The organism is Flectobacillus major DSM 103 (assembly GCF_000427405.1).
In the GTDB taxonomy this organism is placed as follows: domain Bacteria; phylum Bacteroidota; class Bacteroidia; order Cytophagales; family Spirosomataceae; genus Flectobacillus; species Flectobacillus major.
In genome coordinates this window covers 4859949-4879505 of record NZ_KE386491.1, presented here as the reverse complement: position 1 = coordinate 4879505, position 19557 = coordinate 4859949, and the positions used below count along the sequence as shown (strand labels likewise).

Below are 19557 nucleotides of genomic sequence, written 5' to 3'. Positions count from 1 at the left end.
ATTAGCGTTATGGCGTATCCTTAAGATTACGTTTATCTTCATAAAATATCAGACAATCTAGGTTCATGGTCTTTTCTACTGCTTTCAAACCAAGCGTCTTGAGCTTGTTTGACACACTGTCTGAATAATTCTGAAACCAATCTAAATCTATTAATGTGCTATCGGCCAAACCTGTATTATTCACCACCGACAAGTTGTTTACCAAATGTGGGTTACTTTCCAAAAAATTCACTAAATCTTTTATTGTCAACCCTTTCTGAATAATCCCTGTACTATCGGTACTGGATACGGTTACTGCAGCGTCTGAGCGTTCCAGTGCCAACACTGTTTGGCTACGGGGTTCTATTTTGGCTCGTAGCGGAAATAGCTGCTCTAATTGTACAATAGCAATATCCTTGACCGTTTTGCCCAAAAATTCTGGTACATGTACACTCAAACAATATTGATTGGCTGGCTCTGAAGTATATTTAGCCATGTTATCTAGCTCTACTTTGAGCCTACTAGCCTTCTGTTCATACAAGATTTGATATATCAATAAAAGCGTACAATTAATAAATTTATACTCGTTTTCCGACTCTTTTATAAATTCTGTACTGCGTCCTTCTTCGTACTGTCCTAGCTGAATCCGTAGCTCGTTGGGGTTACTAACCTGTACTGGGTTAGCCTTGACAACACTACCCGACGACACGGTACTGGTGGCCGTAGCTTGTTGTTGAAACTCCTGTTTCATTACTATATCTACTCGTTGATTTCGCACCAGCTTTCCTACAATATCGGCATCAATTTCTTCAGGAGAAGTAAAGGCTTTCACAACACCTTTTTTATCGATAACAACGGTATGAGGTATAAAATGGTGAAAAAATAATTCATTTAGGCGATGCCCCCAGTCCATACCAAATAAAATATGAGGATAATTCCGTTTACTCAGAAAGGTATCCACTTTATCGCGATTCTCGTCGGAAATAGCAATAATTTCTACGGCATCGCCATACTGCTTTTTGATACGTTCAAAATGACTCAATGAAGGAATACATGGGGCACAATAGGTAGCCCAAAATTCAAGAATAACAACTTTGCCTCGTAAAGCTGAAAGCTGAATATTTTTTTCGTTTCCTGAAGGCGTAATGATAGACACACTAAAGTCTGGACAAACCTTGCCAATAGTAGGTGGGTCTACTTGAGCAGAGAATGTTTGAGCGTTGATAGTGGTTGAGAATAAAAGAGAAATTAATAGAAATATATATTTCATTGTTGTAATAACAAGGCTAGCCTTATTAAGATGACTTTGGGCTAGTTTCTCAAATTTAACTGAAAGTAAAGACTTTTAAAAAATATTCGTCTATTTCAGTAATTTTCTTGGCTAAAATCTACACAAACATAAGTCACTCCTAATTTAGTGAATGATAATAGAGTAAAAGGGTGATTATTTTTGAATATGATTTTCACCCATAGAGATGCAATGCTGAGATTTAACATGCAAAAGGCGTTCGAAAATAGTTTTTCGAACGCCTAGCTCCTATTTTTTTATCATTTGAGCAATTGAAAAGCCTCTTCAATGTTCTCTTGACGGCCTTATGAATCTCAACAAATACTAATAGATATTCTCTTTTAATATTACCTAAAATTCGGGATAACTCATGTTTATATTACTAGCACCGCCGAGCGGGTATCCCTAAAAAGGTATAAGAGTCACTTTATATGGTTACTAGCTTTATTTTACGGTAAAATCTACCGCAACTTTGTCCCAGGCCAAAGTAACTTTGCCTGAATTAGCTGCCGAAATAGTAAATCTTTCTGTAAAATCATGAGCCTTTGCTGGAACAATTACTCTTAGAGCATCGTCTGCTTCTTTGTAGTCGTATGCACCCCACTGATTCGATTTTTTATTAAAAATAATCACCCATTCTTTTTCATTAGGAATCGAAAACAAGGCATATTTTCCAGCTTTCAAGGCTTTTCCTTCTACTGTTACGTCTTTGGATACTTCAAAAACAGTAGCTTCGTTTGCACCGGTACGCCATACTTTGCCATAAGGGGCAAGGTCGCCAGCCCAAACATTACGGCCTTTTACAGCTGGTTGGCTATAATCAATTTTGATACTTGCTCCATTTACAGTAGCCGAAGCAACTGCCGGAGGTGATGGTCTTTTCGATTTGTCGTCTTTGTGTTGAGCATTGCCCATAAAAGCCACTAAGGCAAAAAGTGATAATAAGAGTAACTTTTTCATCTTGTAAAATTGGTTTGATTGAAAGGAAACATTTTTCGCTTCATTAATACAAACGAAAAACTGTGCGAAAGTTCTACAAATTTCGCACAGTTTTTCAGAATTTTCCACCAACGGCAGGTTCTAGTCGCCTTTCGTCGCAAAACGCAAGATATATCCCGCCTGCCCTGCTCCTTCCGATGCAATAAAAAGTTCGCCTTGGGGACTAAAACAAATCCCTTCGGGCTGGCGATACAACGACGGGTCGAGGCTGATTAATGCTTTTTTATGCCCATCGTCGGCCAAAATCAAGAGTTTTTTTCCTTGCGATGCCAAGATATAGATATCACGATTGAGGGGATGAATAGCAATACCCGATGGCTTAAAATCTTTGTTGCCATTATCGCCTTTTACTTTTGCTTCGGGAATACCGATGTACTTAAAAAAGGTTTTGCTTGTCAGGCTGTAAGCATAAATCATTTTTATATCATCTTTCGACTTCACTCTTTCTTTAGCTGCTAAAAGCAAGTATTTTTTCTTGGGGTCATAGCTTAGGCCTTCATATTCTTTTACATCTGGATGCGTACAGTCAATATCTCGCTCAAAAGCTTCTCCTATTTTAAAGCCATGTACCATACCGTTACTTTTCAAAACAAATACCTCATTATCAACTACTTCTACCCCTTCGTAATCACCTGCTTTACCAAATTTTATTTTGTCGACTACTGCTTCTTTTTGGTAATCATACACAAAAACACGTCCTTCTTCGTCGTTGACACAGGCCAATTGGTGGTCTTTATAAAACGAAAGCCCTGATATTTCATCTAGTGATTTAGGCAAAATATACTTTTGGCTAGGCTTATTCAGGTTGTAGGAAATCACAGCGACTTCCGAAACGTTGGCTTCGGTGTCTGCTTTAGAACTTTTGTTGCCACAGCCAAAAAACAAGGATAGGCTTAATAATAATAGGTTGTTTGCTTTCATCTTAACAATGGATTTAGTGCTATTTTTTGTCTGAATGCCCCAGACTCCTTTCTGGACAAACGATGTCTCTGATAATTTGTTTTATTTCTTTGGCTTCGGGAAAATGCCCCTCTCGCTTACGGTCAAATACTACAGTATCGTTGACACCAATCTGAAAACGCCCAGATACCAAAGAAGGTTTCAAGCGAACCTCCTCCAAATCATCGACAAAGGTAGTTAGCAACTCCTGTGCTAGCCAAGCCGAACGCATTAGCCATTGGCATTTGGGACAGTATTCTATAGTAACATAAGGTTTTGTGATATTTTGCATTGGTTCATACTTTTTTGTTTTTTAGACATTCCACCAATAAGTAAGTTTTAGTACCAAAGCACGGTCTTTTATACCAAAACTATTAGGTACGTAGTTGTCGGTATATACCAAAAACAAGTCGGAAGCGGGTTTATAACGCCACTGCAAACGGGTATTGAGGTTTACATTTTTTTGCTGTTCGTTGTACTGAAAATACGTAGTCCAGAACAAATTATTGGTAAATGTAATATCTACTTTAGAACGAACCAACCAAAACTCTGTTGATTGTCGGGTGGTTTCTTCGGTAGTGGCATCAATAACGGTTACATCTTTAATATTGTTATAGTCGGCCCCAACCGAAAGGCTTACATACGGCTGAAAACGATAACCTATCAAACCTGTAATAGCCATACGTTTGCCATCGCCATAATAGCCTCCTACACGTGTAGATACCGAATAGGTCAAGAGCTTTTTGGGAGTAGAAAGGTAGTCGAGGCCAGCCGAACGCCAAGAATGCTCGCTTTGGTCGCTTACATAATGAGCTTTTGAATAAGGGTTCATTGGGTTGAACTTAAACTGAAGCTTCACAAAATCGGTGGCTGTCCATACCGACAATGAGCTTCTGTTTTTCATCTGAAAGGCATAAGCCAAAATATTGGTATTATCGGTTAATTTGCTATTCATATTCCAGTAGTTCACCGATTCGGCGGTAGGGCCATGGGCAAATATTGGACTAGTCGAGTTTTTAGGATAAAACAAATACGTAGCCACAGGGTCTATTTTAAAATATCCTACACGCGGCACATACCCAACCTCTGGATTATAGCTTTTTCCTACATATTCGTGTTGCCACTGCAATACCCAGTTTTTGCCATTATGAGCCACATTCAGAGCCTGTACGTATTCGTCGCTAGTATTGGTTTTGAGTGGGCTAAAGGATTTCAGGAATAGGGCTTTGCCTGTCCACAGGTTGCTAGGCGATGCTAGGTTATATTCCAAACCAATATTACGGTTGTATTTGGTAAAAATGCCTCCTGCTTTTTCGTCAAAATTAATAGACTCTTTGTTGAGAAACATAATCCCAATATTAGAACGAGAAAACACTTTTTGTTGTAGTACCAAGGTTGAAAAATTCTGTGCAGGGCGATTTTCGTCATCAATTGCTCCTGTTTGCATATTCATCAAACCAATTCGGAGGTTGTTATTGATTTTACCGCTCAAACGAGCCCCAAAACGAATAGGAACACCCAAGCCAATGCGTCGAGAAAAGAAAGGACGAATATTTTTGAAACCAAAGTTGTTGAATAGGTCAGAATTTTCGAGAAAAAACTGCCTTCTTTCAGGGAAAAACAATTCAAATCTGTCGAGATTGGTTACTTGCTGGTCTACATCTACCTGCGAAAAGTCGGGATTGACGGTTAAGTCCAAATTAAGAGCCGAAGATACCGCCACTTTGGCATCTACCCCAATATCTTTTCTCCACGAAGCATCGGTATTTTGGCTATAGTTTTTGTTGATACCACCCAAAGCGTATGGAATTATCGAAATATTATTTTTGGGCGTTGGAGGTGGCGTATCCCATACCAAAACACCTGTATAAGCCAAAGTAATACTAAAAAACTGTCGAGGAATACGAGCCCAACTTGATTTTTCATTTGATTTTAAATCTAATCGGCTAAAATTAAGTCCCCAACGAGTTTCGCCAGCTTTGTAGCGTAGGGTTTTGAAAGGAATAGCCATTTCCAAAATCCACTTATCACCCAAATATTTGGTTTCAGAATACCATTTATTATCCCAGTTGGCATTGAGGTTTGTTCCTTCCGAAATAATCCCATCAAACTGAGCCCCTGCGGCATTGGCCCCAAATACAAAGCCATTGGTAAGGTCGTTGAATGGTTCTAATATAAGCCAAAGGTTATCGTTATTGCCAAACGAAAAGTCTCGTTTTAACGATTCTACTACAAAGGTTTTGTTTTTTATTTTTTCATGACAAATAGCGGCCACATACAAAAATTGGTCATCGTAAGTCATTCTAAACTCGGTTTGAGCATTTGTTTTGGATGTATCGTTGGGGGTAATCATCCAAAAGTCATTGCCTACTTCAGTAGTACTCCAGGCGGCATCATCAAGATTTCCATCAATTACGATTTTAGAAGTGGTGGGTTTGATATGATATTGAACCGATTCATTGATTTTTTGAGCAAAGAATAAGGTTGAATGAAAAATCAAAAAAGAAAGTATAAGTAAAGTTTTCTTCACTGTTCTGTAGTGGGGTTTATATGATAAAATTTAGTAAAATTATAACAATTCCTAATGCTTATCAAACTACCTGTAGGGGTCTGTACCGTGACAGCCCCCTACAGCCATTTTTATGCCCTATTGCCCCGATTTGGCCATTCTATTAGCCATTATTGCTTACCTTGGCTATAAGGCATTTGTAAGTCCAATCGTTTATGCTTAATTTAAAGAGTTAATTCAGTAAGTTAATAAGTGTGTAGTAACAAAAACCCCGATAATTATTTCCTATTGTATATAGCTGACTGGTAGGCTTACTTACCTTGCATTGTAGTTGATTATTACAGTCATAACCTTTTCTATTTTAGCAAGCCTTTGCAAGGACTATGCTAAAAGCTAAACATTTAGACCCATTTTATGCAAAACCCTCCTGAAAATCAAGGTAAACTTGTACGCTCCATTGGCTTAACTTCGGCCGTCGTTTTAGTGATTAGTTCTGTGATAGGCACAGGCGTTTTCAAAAAAATCGCCCCTATGTCGTACGAGCTACAATCGCCTAGTTTGGTACTCTTTGCATGGCTAGCCGCTGGCTTAATCAGCTTGGCGGGTACACTCAGCAACGCCGAAGTAGCCAGTATGCTGGCCGACTCTGGAGGTGATTTTGTGTATTACCGCAAAATCTATAACCGTTTTTTTGCATTCCTTTTTGGCTGGACCAACTTTGCGGTAATTCGTACGGCATCTATTGCCTCGATTGCTTATGTATTTGCACAGTCTATCAATAGCTTAATTCCTATTCCCAACTCTTCTCAAGAACTTTCGGACATCAGTATTTTTGGCTTACATTTTTTTGATAACCTTGGCATAAAGCTCATCGCTATTGCCCTGATTGTATTCCTGACCTATTTTAATAATAAGGGTATGAAATTGGGCGAAAAACTAAGTACCACTTTGGTTTCGTTGATGGTAATGGCCATGTTGTTAATCATTACATTGGGATTGCTTTCTAGCTCGGGTAGTTTGGAGCATCTTCAACAAAATAGTGTACGTTACAATCCAGAATCAATGTCAGGCTCAACGCTTTTCAAAGCATTGGCATTGGCTTGTTTGAGTGCTTTTTGGGGCTATGAAGGCTGGAATAGCGTGGGGTATATTGGTGGCGAAATCAAGAATCCTCAACGCAATTTGCCACTTGCACTGACAATTGGCACACTCATTATTATGGCTTTGTATCTGATGATGAACTTTGTTTATCTGTACATTTTGCCTATCGACGAGTTTATTAATATTTATGAAGCCAAAAATGGCATTGGAGCTGTTGCTGTAGTGAAGCATTTTCTGGGACCTTGGGGGGGTACTCTTATTTCGTGCCTCATTTTAGTGACTACTTTCAACTGTACCAGTAGTACTATTTTGTTGGCATCTCGTTTGTTTTATGCCATGGCCAAAGACAATATGTTCTTCAAAAAAGTAGATTATATTCATCCTGTGTACAATACTCCATCTAGGGCATTATACATTCAGGCGGTTTGGTCATCGTTATTGGTATTGTCGGGTACATTCGATCAGCTTACCGATATGTTGATTTTTGCAGCATTTATTTTCTATGGAGCTACCACTTTGGGGGTATTTATTTTACGTAAAAAAATGCCTGATACACCACGCCCGTACAAGGTTATTGCGTATCCGTTTGTTCCTGCCATCTTTATTTTGTTTTGTATAGCCTTGTTATTCAATACATTGGTAGAACGACCACACGAGGCTCTGATAGGTTTAGGCCTTATGGCAACAGGGTTACCTTTTTATTGGTACTGGAATAAAAACAAGAGTTAGTAATAGTGTAGTATTTGATGATTTTCAAAATAAGCAGTGTATTGTCGGACAGTTCTTGGAAATCCAATAACTTCCTACCAACAAAAAAGCCTTGCAACGGTTAACCATTGCAAGGCTTTTTTCTTTTAGATTTGCCTTTACCTTGCCAAAAGCTCAACCAAAGTATCGTAAGTTATACCCGTAAAGTTTGGAGCTTGCAAATGTGTATGAGCCAGCTCTTCGGCTGTATGCGATGTTGTAATACCAATTACCTTCATACCAGCACTTAGGCCAGCCTGAATACCCTGCATGGCATCTTCAGCAACAATACAATTGTCAATAGCAACACCCAGTTTTTCGGCCGCTTTCAAATAAATATCAGGAGCTGGTTTTCCATTTGTTACCATCGATGAGTCTACAATTTCATCGAAATAATGACGAATCCCTGCATTATCTAAGGTAAAATCAATATTCCCTTGCGGTGCCGACGTACCTACAGCCAATTTTACACCTTTGGCTTTGAGCGATTCCAACAGGGTGACTAATCCTTCGGCAGGTTTTACGTGAGGGCGATAAATTTCTTTATAAATTACTTCTTTCTCTTCGTTGAGGGTATGAGCCAATTCTGGTTCAACCTCTCTTTTGAAAAAGTAATTCATGGTATCTTGAGCATTTTTTCCATTCAAATTCTGAAAAAACTCTTCCCGTGTTAGCGGAATATTTTTCTTGGCACAAAACTCTAACCAAGCAATTACATGGTATTCGAGGTTGTCTACCAAAACCCCATCCATGTCAAAAATAAAGGCAATTTGTTTCTCTGTCATTCTACTAAATTTGTTGTACACACTAAAAGGCTTTGGCGTTTAGTTACGTTGCAACACCGACAAGGCGTTGTCCAAATCCTTGATTAATATTTCTACTTGTTCCAGACCAATATACAAGCGTACCATACGATGTTCTGGATTATCTATTTCATAATTTTCGGGCTTTATCCCTGCTGCTTTGGGCATCACCAGCGACTCGTGGCCACCCCAGCTTACAGCCAATAAAAAATTCTGCAACGACAAAGCAAATGCTTCTATTTGTTGGTACGACACAGGAGGCAATACAATTGTGAACAAACCACAAGCCCCTGTCATTTGTTGACGAGCTAATTCGTATTGGGGGAAATCTTTGTCGAATGGAAAAATTACTTTTTCTACCAAAGGGTGATTTTTCAGAAATTGTACTACCCGAGGAGTACTTTCCGAAATTCTTTGCAATCGAATTTCTAATGTTCGTAAGCCTCGAAGCAACAGCCAAGCGTTGAAAGGCGAAATACTTGTACCTGAGTTTGATAATTCAGAGTCAAAAATCTTTTTTAAGCGTGCTTTCGAGCCTGTAATCACACCTGCCACAGTGTCGGAATGCCCCGAAATATATTTTGTTGCCGAATGCAAGCACAAATCTATGCCCAAAGCATGTGGATTTTGGAATAAAGGTGTACAATAACTATTGTCGATAATAGTTGTAATACCTTTCGACTGAGCAAAGCTACCAACTGCTGCTAAATCCTGTAATTCAAAACTAAACGAATTGGGCGATTCCAGATAAATTAAGGTGGTATTGGGCTGGCACGCTGTTATAAAATTGTTAATATCTCGGCCATCGACATAAGTATGCGTCACATTGAATTTGGGCAATACTACCTCCAACATATTTACAGCCCAAGAATAGGGTTTTCGTACCGAAATAATATGGTCACCAGCCTTCACGTTGGCCAAAATAGAACAAAAAATAGCCGAACTTCCTGAATTAGTAATCAGGGCATCCTCCGCACCTTGCAATGCTGCTAGCTTTTTGCGGAGAATATCGACTGTTGGGTTTTTAGCTTTTGTATAAATATAATCTCCAGCATATTCATCTTCAAATGTTGACCGCATACTCGCAAAGTCTTTGAAGGCAAAATTGGATGTTTGAATAATAGGCGGTGCTATTGCATTATAGTATAGCTCTCGCTCCTCGCCTAGTTGGTTAATGATATACGATAAATCTTCCATATTTACGGCTAGACTTAGCCCTTGCGAGACAAGCCTCTATTAGTATTAGTCAAAAAAATGAAAAAAGGTTTATTCTTGGCACATAAATTATTCACTGATGTATTATATCAAAAGCTATTTTTGGGTTAATTCTAGTACCTTTTTGATGATGTAATACAAGGGTAAGCCCCCTAAGAATAGTCCAATTGCTGTGGGTAAGTTTTCTTTATTTTCGGCCAACGAACTGATTGCCACTACAGTATAAGTAACAATAAAAATGGCAGGAAATAATACTTTCCCAAAACCTATCGTATAAATCTCGGCCGATAGATTTTTAACCTTTTTGCGAAGCAGAAATATAGTAAAAGCCGAAGTAATCATACCTATAGAGTCGCAGAACATAACGTAATTAAGTAGCTCCTTAAACGAATCAGCAAAAAATAAAAATAATATCAAAAATGAAGCAAATACCGTTAATGCAAACTCTTGTACTTGTGTTTGCTCGTTTTGTTTTTTGAAAACACTTGGCAAAACACCATCTTCGGCCATAGCAAAATATACCCTTGGGTTGGTCAACATGGCTGAATTAACAAACGTCAGTACCGAAATAAAGAGTAATACTGACGTAAACTTAAAGCCTATTTCACCAAAAAATACTTTTGCCAAATCGGCAGTCAACGACGACGAATGGGCTATTCCTTCTATACCTAATACTTTATAATAAGCAAAATTGATAGCTAGATACAGTACCATTACCAAACTACAGCCAATAAAAATTCCTTTGGGAGTATTCTTGACGGGATTTTCGATGTCTGTTCCAAAATTAATGGTTTGTTGATAGCCCCCATAAGTGAAAAAGATAGGAATAAAACTTACCGCTAAGGCTTTTAGGTAATCGATGGGTGTCCAAGGTTCGCTTGCCAATAAGGGCATTGTTTTTTGAGGTGTAGGGTGATTCCCAAAAATAGTCAGAATCAATAAGGCCATCAGTACAATTTTTATCATCGACAAAACATTCTGGGTTTTGGCCGATAAACGAATACCAATAAAATTGATAATGTACAAAATAACAATGGTAGAAATCGATGTGATTTTTATGCCTGTAGGGTTCTGAAGAGATTCAGGCATCAAGATAGGATTGATATATTCGGCACCCACAATGGCTACAATCGAAGTAGCTCCTGCATTGGAAATCACCAGCATCCAATTGACCATAAAGGCAAAGGCTGGATGATAACAATAAGAAAATATTTTGTAAAAACCACCTTTTACCGCATACCTTGAACCAATTTCGGCATAGGTAAGGCCGCCCAAGAAACTAACAATACCGCCCAATATCCAAGCTAGAAAGAAAATCAGAGGTGTTTGTGCCGATTTGGCTACTTCGACAGGATTCCTAAAAATACCCATTCCTATAATTAAACTTACCACCAACATAGTGGTATCAAAGAGATTTAGTTTGTTTTTTGCAGACATAGTTTGAGGATGAAATACCAAAGTCAAGCCTTAGTACCTGATTATAAAGAGATAATTTAGTTATGATTGGATAGATAATTTACCTAATTGTACCCGAAAATGGTAATTTTTATTGGATTATTTTGTGGTATTGTCCTGCCTTACCAACCTAGAAATGTGCCATTGAATTTGTAATAGTGCATGATGTTGCTTATTTTGAGCAAAATCTGAACAAATGGTATTTATGGAAAAAAAGACCTCAGCTTGGAGCACCGACCGAATTATGGCTATTTGTGCCATCGTTACCAGCGTTTTGTCTATTTCTATTTGTATTTATCAAACCCACCTTACACTCAAAGAACAAAAGGCTTCGGTATGGCCGCATTTGCATATTGCTCAGCCTGCTTTTTGGGGTATTCCTGGCAAAAGCAAATACGCATTTAATATCGTAAATGATGGTATTGGCCCTGCAATTATTGTAAAATGCGGTATTTACTACAAAGGAATATATTACGAAAAGGGTGTCGAAAAATTCATTAATACCTTTGAAAATAGCGTACTCAAAGACCGCCCCTTAAATTTTTATGGCAATATAGAACAAATGGTTGTGTCTTCGGGCAACGTTATAGAGTTTTTATCGTCGTCTTTTCCCGAAAAAGATGCCCAGTTTTTGCATAATTTCTTTTATAATGAGGCCACTGTCGAGATAATTTATAAATCGGTATATGATGAATATTGGCGGGTAACCTCCAAGCATCGAGCAGAAAAAATTGACTATTCTGAAGATACGCCTTAAACCTCGGTATCTTAGAAATGTCCATTAGTATTATAGCTATTTAGTAAAACCAAAGGCAAAAACCTCTTGATATTTCAGCCCTTGGTTTTCTACCAAAAGCCCAATACCCAAAGGTAGTAAGCTCAAATAAAAATGATATGGTTAGAATATTTTATAAGGAAAAAAAACAAATTAGAAAAGAAAACGATGTGAGAATGCTCTCGCAGATTTCTAATTTGATTTGGGTAGATTTACAATCGCCCACTGCCGAAGAAGAAGAATGGGTAGAAACCAAATGCTTGGTGAGCTTCCAAACGCCACAAGAAATTGTAGAAATTGAAAGCAGTGCCCGCTTTTTTGAACAAGGTGATATGATGGTGGCCAACTCCAATTTCTCGAAAATTGACCAACATGGCTATCATAGTTATCCTGTTTCGTTCCTGATTAAAAACTCGATTCTCTTTACCTATCGACAAGGAGACTCCAAAACATTTGCTGATACTGTCAAGAAAATGAGGGTTTATGAAGAACCCTTTGAAACAGGGGTGGATGTCTTTTTATTATTGCTCGAAACTCGGATAGAAGCCGATGCCGATTTGCTCGAAAATATATCTAGAGAAATCACAACCATCAGTAAGTCGCTGTCAAACGAGAAAAAACCCAAACAAGAAATCCTCCTCAAAATCAATACCTTACAAGAAAACACCATGATGCTTCGTGAAAGTATTATCGACAAACAGCGTGTATTGTCAAGTATTCAACGAAGCCGATTGTTTCCAGACAGTTATAGAGAACGGCTCAGGATTATTCTAAAAGATATTGGCTCATTGACCGAATATACAACTTTCAACTTTGAACGGCTCGAATACCTCCAAGATACTTTTACGGGTTTAATCAACCTTGAACAAAACCAGATTATCAAAATCTTTACGGTCGTAACCATTGTATTTCTGCCTCCTACTTTGATCGCAGGAATTTTTGGGATGAACTACCAAGTTATGCCAACCATATTACATCCTTATGGGTTTTATTTGGCACTTGTCTTGATGCTCCTATCGTCGACGGGCGTACTTTGGTTTTTCAGACGAAAACATTGGATTTAGTACAGCAATACAAGGTATAAAGTGATTTTGTAAGTACCGATTCCTTTTGACATGGGGATTGATGGATTAATTATTACTTTATGCCTTCTTGTTCGATAAATTTGTGTTAAAATATTGGTATGTGGCTCTACTGTAAAGCTACTTTGGTCATAATAGTCCATTTCTTGAAATACTCATTAACAACAGAAATTTTAAGATAAAAAACTGTTTTCAAATGCACATTGAGTTACGATAGCTTGATTGAAAGCACTATGTCATAAAAAAGTAAAGCTCCAGATTATTCCAAACTTCAATTCTTTAACAACCTCTTTCGCTTCTGTCCAGTCTCACAATCTCCTGAAAATCAATTCTAATTCAATTCTAATTCCAAATTAATCAGCATTTAAGGCAAAAGTGGTCACTTTGTATATCAATCACGCTCAATGTACTGAGGAGTTTATTTTGTGAATATCTGATTTTTTCTTGTCGTAAATTACTCATTTATAAGCTACAATTGCTTTTCTCGATTCTCCTCAAATTCAGTAAATCTTGGCTATTCGTTTACACAATGGTATTAGTCCGTTGGATTCTTATAAAATTGAAAAATATTAAAAATTATGACAGATTGGTTAGTATTAATAGTCTTGCTTGGCTGGATTTTAGCGGGCGGGCTCATTGGCAAAGTAATAGAATCATTATTAAAAAGGAGAATACAGGGTATCTACGAATATGGAGAACCTACCTTCAACGATATATTATTGGAATGTGTCTATAAATATGCCACTTCTATTTTGGCAATGATATTTTTTGAACTTGGTGTCGAATACCTAGGTATACGCCTTGCTCCTTATGAGCTTTATTTTGAACGCTTTGCTCATATTTTATCTATTTTTATGCTAGCTCGTGGTGCTGCCTATTTTTTTGCTACACTTGCAAGCAAAAAAATGCCTCAGGTAAATGGTGCCGTACCTACCTCTTCTATTATTACCAATATTATTAGGGTTACGATTTATATTGGAGCGCTGGTAACTATTCTGCATAGTGTTGGCGTATCGGTAGCTCCTGCACTTACAGCACTGGGAGTCAGTGGCTTGGCAGTAGCTTTGGCCTTACAAGATACTCTATCTAACCTATTTGCGGGCTTGCAATTGTTGGTATCAAAAAAAATACGACCTCAAGATTATGTACAGCTTTCGTCGGGCGAGGAAGGCTATATCGAAGATATTACTTGGCGCAATACCACAATTAGGGCAATCTCTAACCATATCGTGATTGTGCCTAATTCAAAAATTTCGACCAATATTCTCAAAAACTTTAATTTCCCCGACCTTGAAGTACCTGCTACGGTTAGCCTCAATGTGTCCTATACCAACAATTTGGAAAAGATAGAACAGCTATCGATTGAGGTAGCTAGCGAAACACTAATGGCATTGGACGGGGCCGTAAAGGACTTTACGCCAATTGTACGATTCAACTCGTTTGAAGATTCTTTTATCAAAATGACGGTGATTATGCGGGCAAAAACCTTTGCAGACCAGTTTTTGATTAGACATGAGTTTATCAAGAATATCCATAAAAGATTCCAAAAGGAAAATATCGAAATTCCGTATCCAATCAGAACAGTGGTAAGTAAACACGACGATAGTGGCCAAATCAACACAGGTAAATTTCGCTTAGAAGAGTTTTCTTAGAGGCATAGCTCTCCAATGGTGAATATTCTTCAACTTAGTCATTTTTTATTAGCGACAAAAGTTATTCACTAGCCCCAAAATTTGCACAGCTCTACTCTTTTTCAATTAATTACCAAACCATTAACCCTTTAACTTCAAAACAATACTTGTAACTCAACACTTCTATTTATACCTAACAGATTTTAAATTGCCTATTCCACTAAAAACAGAAATGCTCCTATTCTTAGGAGCATTTTCTTTTTGTTATTAACACTATTTGGAATATCCGTTAATATTCCAAATTATCCTTCAGAATCCTGACTCTAAGCAAATATATTTAAGCTGCATTATCTAATATGTTCAAGTACAGGCATAAATAGTCTTTCTCGCAACACTATGTCGGCCGAATGCTCAAGTGCGGGATAGCTTGCACAAAACGACACACCCAACCCAGCCTGCTCAACCATGCACACATCGTTTTCACCGTCGCCTATGGCTACTACATCGTCCAGAAGTAAGCCAAGTTTTTTGGCCAATTGACCAATTACATGGCTTTTACAATATTCATGTTTGCAAGAAGAATGATGATGTCTAAAAAATAAAGACGGTATTTTGACCTCACCAGTAGTATGCCCTCGCCAAAATTCTAAGTCATTTGCCACCGAAAAATCAAGATTATACTGATGCTTGATATGATTGGTTACTAGCGAATAGCTATCGCTAATAATACCTATTACATAGCCTCTTGCCTTGAGATTTTCTACTGTTTTCTGAAAATCTGGCGTAATCTTCATCGAGTCTACTACTTCCAAAATCTCTTTTACAGTACGCCCTTTCATAAGCTTAGCGATTTCCTTGGTACGAATAACAGCATTAGAATACTCTAGGCCAACTTTACGCAAAGCTTTTTCAAAACCAAACCGTTTGGCGGCTGTCTGAATGAAACTATCGCCCAGAATGGTTCTGTCCATGTCAAAAATCACTAGCTTTTTAGCCCTTGTTTGTTCTATTTTACCTTTCAGCATCTCGGTTTCGTTCATTTGTACAGCCGAATGATAGGTTATTTCGGGCTCAGTTCGGTTCAGTATAGCCTTTGTTACCTGTTTGGCCATTTTGCTGAGCGACTGCAAAGGCTTCATTTTGTTCTCGACATAGCCAATATTCACCTCCTCGATTCTGGCATTTTGCCTTTTCATATCTATCAATAGGCCAATATCTACGCCATAATCATTTTCAAAAACAATATTATCGAAAAAGCTTTTTTTGCCTGCTACAATTCCGCTAAGCGGCTGTGAAAAAGAAGTAAGGTCGGGAAAGAAAATATCGAGTAAAGGTTTGGCCAGAATCTCGGTAACACGCCCCGCCTGACGGTCGAAACAAGTTTTGATAAAGTCGGCTTTATTGTCTAGTAAAGGTTGAACCAACAGGTCTATAATATTTTCAGGGTAAGTTGGAATATCGGCATCCAGAAAAACGAGTATTTCGCCCGAAGCAATCGTTACGCCATCTTGCATCGAAATACCCTTGCCTTGCACAGTACTGCCAATCACACAAGCCCCCGAAAGTAAAGCCACCGATACCGTATTGTCGTGAGAATTATCGTCAATCACAAATACCTCTTTGACATACGGTGAGTTAAATGCCTTACGGATTACCTCCGAAATGGTAGCTTCTTCGTTCAATGCAGGAATAATTACTGAAACATTTTGCATAGTTTTAGTGCTTTTAGTTAATAAACAACGTTATAACTAAAAGTACCTCTAGCAACTTATAGTCATATTACAGCCACCTTAGAAATTCCTTACAGACAGCTCTTTTTGAATTCTAATAAAATTCTAATCTCATTCTAACTTTTCCATCATCTACGGTTTGTAAGTTTGTAGTATAAATTTTAACTAAAGCTAACAACAAGTACTTTATTTAAGATTTACACCACGAATTGTCAATATCGATGAGTAGATATTGCTAAAATAAGTCTCTTTATTATAGATAGTTATCTACTAATAATATGTTGGGACAAGCACTTAAACATATATAAAGCCTATGAATTTTAAACATTTTTCATTTTTGTGTGTCCTAGTTTTGGCCATACTAAAAAGTAGCATTGGTTTTGCACAAGAAATAAGCCAAGCAAGTTATGAAGGGAATCAAGTTCTTTCTTCAGTAATAAAAGGGGATAAAAAGTCGTTCCAAAAAGCGTGGTGCAAGCTTTTGGAAGATAGCTATAAAGCCAAAACTAAGCGTAGAGGAAATAGTGTATCGGCGTTAGACTTTGTGATGAGTGATATTAGTACAGTATCTGTCAATAGTAAGATGTATGTTGAGAAGGGAGCAGAAGACAGTAATATTTTAAAAGTATATTTTCATACGACTTTTGCGGACAACAGTCCTATAGGTCAAAATAATGCTCCTAGCGAATTCTCTAAATTATCGTTTAAACTAGAGAGTTTCTTAAAACGCTATCAATACGATTACCTTTCGGGGCTTCTTGAAGAGAAAAGTAAATCTTTGAGCAAAGCCGAAAAAGACTTCAACAAACTCCAAACAACCAATACTAAGCTTGAAAAAAGTATCACAGAATCATTGCGTTCGATAGAGAAGGCTCAAAAACGCATGGATGATGCTAAAAAAACAATAGAAGATAACAATGCAAAAATGGTAGAATTGCGAAAACAAATCGACCAAAAGCAACTAAAAATACAAGAGCTCGAAGAAAATCGAGCCCCAAAGAACTAATTTAGTTAAGGTGAAAAAAGTGGAACACCACTCTCTTGTTTTTCATTAAGCAAGAGTTATAATCCCAGGTAAATATATGGTTACCTGGGATTTTTGTTTTATTACAATTTAAGTATTTTATACCATTTTATCAAGGCCAAACTAAGTATTTTTTATTTATCAGTATACAAAAGTCTACCGATTTCGCGATTCTGTTAAGCTCGGCAATAACCTATCAATTTTTACCACAAAAAAATAAAAATCATTCCCATCCAACATATTTGTAATGTACCTTTGCTGTGATTTAAAAATTTCCAATTCGCAAGATTTGCGAAACCAATTATCAATTCTCAATTTTGACAATGGAATACAGAATAGAAAAAGACACGATGGGTAAGGTACAAGTGCCTGCCAACGTTTATTGGGGAGCACAAACCCAACGTTCAATCATGAATTTCCCTATCGCCCAAGACATCAATAAGATGCCAAAGGAGATTATCAAAGCATTTGCATACCTCAAAAAAGCAGCAGCTTATGCCAACTTTGATGCAGGTGTGTTGGCCGAAGAAAAAAGGAATCTTATCGCTCAAGTTTGTGATGAAATTTTGGAAGGGAAATTGGACGACCAATTTCCATTGGTAGTATGGCAAACTGGCTCAGGTACTCAGTCGAATATGAACTGTAATGAGGTTATTGCTTACCGTGCTCACGTAATCAATGGTGGCTCGCTATTAGACGAACAGAAATTTATTCATCCAAACGATGACGTAAATAAATCACAGTCTTCAAACGATACCTTCCCTACAGCTATGCACATTGCTGCATATAAAATTTTGTTGGAAGTGACTATTCCGGGTATCAAAAAATTGCGTGATACACTCGACCGTAAAGCCAAAGAATTTAAGAATGTTGTAAAAATTGGTCGTACTCACTTCATGGATGCTACACCACTTACCCTAGGACAAGAGTTTTCTGGGTATGTATCACAGCTCGACCACGGCTTACGTGCTATCAACAATACACTTGCTCATCTCTCTGAATTGGCTTTGGGTGGTACTGCTGTTGGTACTGGTATCAATACCCCAAAAGGATATGATGTTAATGTAGCCAAACATATTGCCGACCTAACTGGTTTCCCTTTTATTACTGCTGAAAATAAGTTTGAAGCTTTGGCTGCTCACGATGCTATCGTAGAAGCTCATGGTGCATTAAAAACAGTTGCGGCTAGCTTAATGAAAATCGGTAATGATATTAGGATGTTGTCGTCGGGCCCTCGTTCGGGTATTGGCGAAATATATATTCCTGACAACGAGCCAGGGTCTTCAATCATGCCTGGCAAAGTAAACCCAACACAATGCGAAGCTATGACAATGGTAGCGGCTCAGGTAATGGGTAACGACGTGGCTATCAATATTGGTGGCTCAATGGGTCACTTTGAATTGAACGTATTCAAGCCTGTCATGATTTACAACTTCTTACATTCTGCTCGTTTGATTGGCGATGTTTGTGTGGCCTTCAACGATAAGTGTGCTGAGGGTATTGAACCACTTCACGAAAATATCAAAAAACACGTGAATAACTCTTTGATGTTGGTAACAGCCTTGAATACCAAAATTGGGTATTACAAAGCGGCTGAAATTGCTCAGACTGCCCACAAAAATGGTTCAACATTGAAAGAAACCGCTATTGCTTTAGGATACCTCACAGCCGAAGAATTTGATGAGTGGGTTAAACCTGAAAATATGGTTGGCGATATTAATGTGTAGATAATTACCTTATAACCAAGGTGCTAACTCAACAGCTAGCACCTTGGTTATGTATTTTTCAAGATACCTTTACTCTTCTAAACAAATACCTTGTAATAAAAATCCCTGTACTTTTATCGGCACTATAAACACCCGATGCCGTATTGATAAGCTCCCAGCCTTCCTCATACATTCTAGTGATTTTATCGGTAATAGTTTTGTCGTTGTTTCTTACATTTTCAAAATTAATACCAACAAAACTAAAGAAATTCTCTAGTTTTACTTCTTCCATAGCTCCATCTTTTCCAGAAGTAATCATTCGTGAACGCCCCAACCCTCCGGGTACAACCGACTCGATAGTTGTTACCTGCGAAAATTCGTATAAAACAGGAGTAGCAACCCTTTCTTGACCAAACGATACTTGGCTTAATAATAAAAATAATACAAAAACAGATACTTTCATGTTCATTGTTGTTAGTGTTTAAAGGACTATAAGATTATTTTAAACCATTTATGCTTTTATCTTGCTGTTATTCGTTACTTTCTCTGAGGGCAACGGATTTTTTGATAAGGG

General features: G+C 37.8%; 16 protein-coding genes. 6 read left to right on the top strand and 10 right to left on the bottom strand.

Features of this window, described 5'->3' with window-relative positions:
- Nucleotides 1–7 precede the first annotated feature (7 nt).
- The 5 genes from FLEMA_RS74540 to FLEMA_RS74530 form a co-directional block, all read right to left on the bottom strand.
- Nucleotides 8–1249, bottom strand: a complete 1242-nt coding sequence (locus FLEMA_RS74540) for a TlpA family protein disulfide reductase (RefSeq protein ID WP_044173750.1) — start codon at nt 1247–1249, stop codon at nt 8–10.
- Nucleotides 1250–1711: 462 nt separating this feature from the next.
- Nucleotides 1712–2227 (bottom strand): DUF2911 domain-containing protein, encoded by a 516-nt coding sequence (locus FLEMA_RS0157000; protein WP_026997333.1) that lies wholly within the window; start codon nt 2225–2227, stop codon nt 1712–1714.
- 120 nt (nt 2228–2347) lie between these two features.
- On the bottom strand, nt 2348–3187 hold the full coding sequence (locus FLEMA_RS74535) for an SdiA-regulated domain-containing protein (RefSeq protein ID WP_044173748.1): 840 nt from the start codon (nt 3185–3187) through the stop codon (nt 2348–2350).
- A 19-nt stretch (nt 3188–3206) separates the two neighbouring features.
- Nucleotides 3207–3497, bottom strand: a complete 291-nt coding sequence (locus FLEMA_RS0156975) for an Rdx family protein (protein ID WP_044173746.1) — start codon at nt 3495–3497, stop codon at nt 3207–3209.
- A 21-nt stretch (nt 3498–3518) separates the two neighbouring features.
- Nucleotides 3519–5735, bottom strand: coding sequence for a DUF5916 domain-containing protein (locus FLEMA_RS74530; RefSeq protein ID WP_044173745.1), 2217 nt, complete (start codon nt 5733–5735; stop codon nt 3519–3521).
- Nucleotides 5736–6128: 393 nt separating this feature from the next.
- Here FLEMA_RS74530 and FLEMA_RS0156915 point away from each other — a divergent pair, with 393 nt between their 5' ends.
- Entirely contained in the window at nt 6129–7544 is a 1416-nt protein-coding gene (locus FLEMA_RS0156915) for an APC family permease (protein WP_026997325.1), read from the top strand.
- A gap of 137 nt (nt 7545–7681) precedes the next feature.
- On the opposite strand, the gene FLEMA_RS74525 is transcribed toward FLEMA_RS0156915, so the two are convergent.
- The 3 genes from FLEMA_RS74525 to FLEMA_RS74515 all read right to left on the bottom strand — a co-directional run bounded on the left by FLEMA_RS74525 (nt 7682) and on the right by FLEMA_RS74515 (nt 11017).
- Nucleotides 7682–8347: an HAD family hydrolase gene (locus FLEMA_RS74525; protein ID WP_044173742.1), complete on the bottom strand. Its 666-nt coding sequence runs from the start codon at nt 8345–8347 to the stop codon at nt 7682–7684.
- A gap of 39 nt (nt 8348–8386) precedes the next feature.
- On the bottom strand, nt 8387–9562 hold the full coding sequence (locus FLEMA_RS74520; protein ID WP_044173740.1) for a trans-sulfuration enzyme family protein: 1176 nt from the start codon (nt 9560–9562) through the stop codon (nt 8387–8389).
- A gap of 114 nt (nt 9563–9676) precedes the next feature.
- Entirely contained in the window at nt 9677–11017 is a 1341-nt protein-coding gene (locus FLEMA_RS74515; RefSeq protein WP_044173739.1) for an APC family permease, read from the bottom strand.
- Between the two features lie 223 nt (nt 11018–11240).
- Here FLEMA_RS74515 and FLEMA_RS74510 point away from each other — a divergent pair, with 223 nt between their 5' ends.
- The 3 genes from FLEMA_RS74510 (at nt 11241) to FLEMA_RS76360 (ending at nt 14544) form a co-directional block, all read left to right on the top strand.
- Nucleotides 11241–11792 (top strand): hypothetical protein, encoded by a 552-nt coding sequence (locus tag FLEMA_RS74510; RefSeq protein ID WP_144080164.1) that lies wholly within the window; start codon nt 11241–11243, stop codon nt 11790–11792.
- A gap of 137 nt (nt 11793–11929) precedes the next feature.
- The gene (corA, locus tag FLEMA_RS0156790) at nt 11930–12874 is read left to right on the top strand and encodes a magnesium/cobalt transporter CorA (RefSeq protein ID WP_026997322.1); all 945 of its coding nucleotides are present in this window, start codon (nt 11930–11932) and stop codon (nt 12872–12874) included.
- A 596-nt stretch (nt 12875–13470) separates the two neighbouring features.
- Nucleotides 13471–14544 carry a mechanosensitive ion channel family protein gene (locus FLEMA_RS76360; RefSeq protein WP_052354292.1) on the top strand — a complete coding sequence of 358 codons (1074 nt, stop codon included), beginning with the start codon at nt 13471–13473 and terminating at the stop codon, nt 14542–14544.
- A gap of 326 nt (nt 14545–14870) precedes the next feature.
- On the opposite strand, the gene FLEMA_RS74500 is transcribed toward FLEMA_RS76360, so the two are convergent.
- Entirely contained in the window at nt 14871–16235 is a 1365-nt protein-coding gene (locus FLEMA_RS74500; protein WP_044173734.1) for an HAD-IB family phosphatase, read from the bottom strand.
- A 331-nt stretch (nt 16236–16566) separates the two neighbouring features.
- Here FLEMA_RS74500 and FLEMA_RS74495 point away from each other — a divergent pair, with 331 nt between their 5' ends.
- Nucleotides 16567–17259 (top strand): coiled-coil domain-containing protein, encoded by a 693-nt coding sequence (locus FLEMA_RS74495; protein WP_044173731.1) that lies wholly within the window; start codon nt 16567–16569, stop codon nt 17257–17259.
- 341 nt (nt 17260–17600) lie between these two features.
- Nucleotides 17601–19004, top strand: a complete 1404-nt coding sequence (fumC, locus tag FLEMA_RS0156700) for a class II fumarate hydratase (protein ID WP_026997988.1) — start codon at nt 17601–17603, stop codon at nt 19002–19004.
- Nucleotides 19005–19062: 58 nt separating this feature from the next.
- On the opposite strand, the gene FLEMA_RS74490 is transcribed toward fumC, so the two are convergent.
- Nucleotides 19063–19452 (bottom strand): hypothetical protein, encoded by a 390-nt coding sequence (locus FLEMA_RS74490; protein ID WP_218918550.1) that lies wholly within the window; start codon nt 19450–19452, stop codon nt 19063–19065.
- Between the last annotated feature and the right edge of the window lie 105 nt (nt 19453–19557).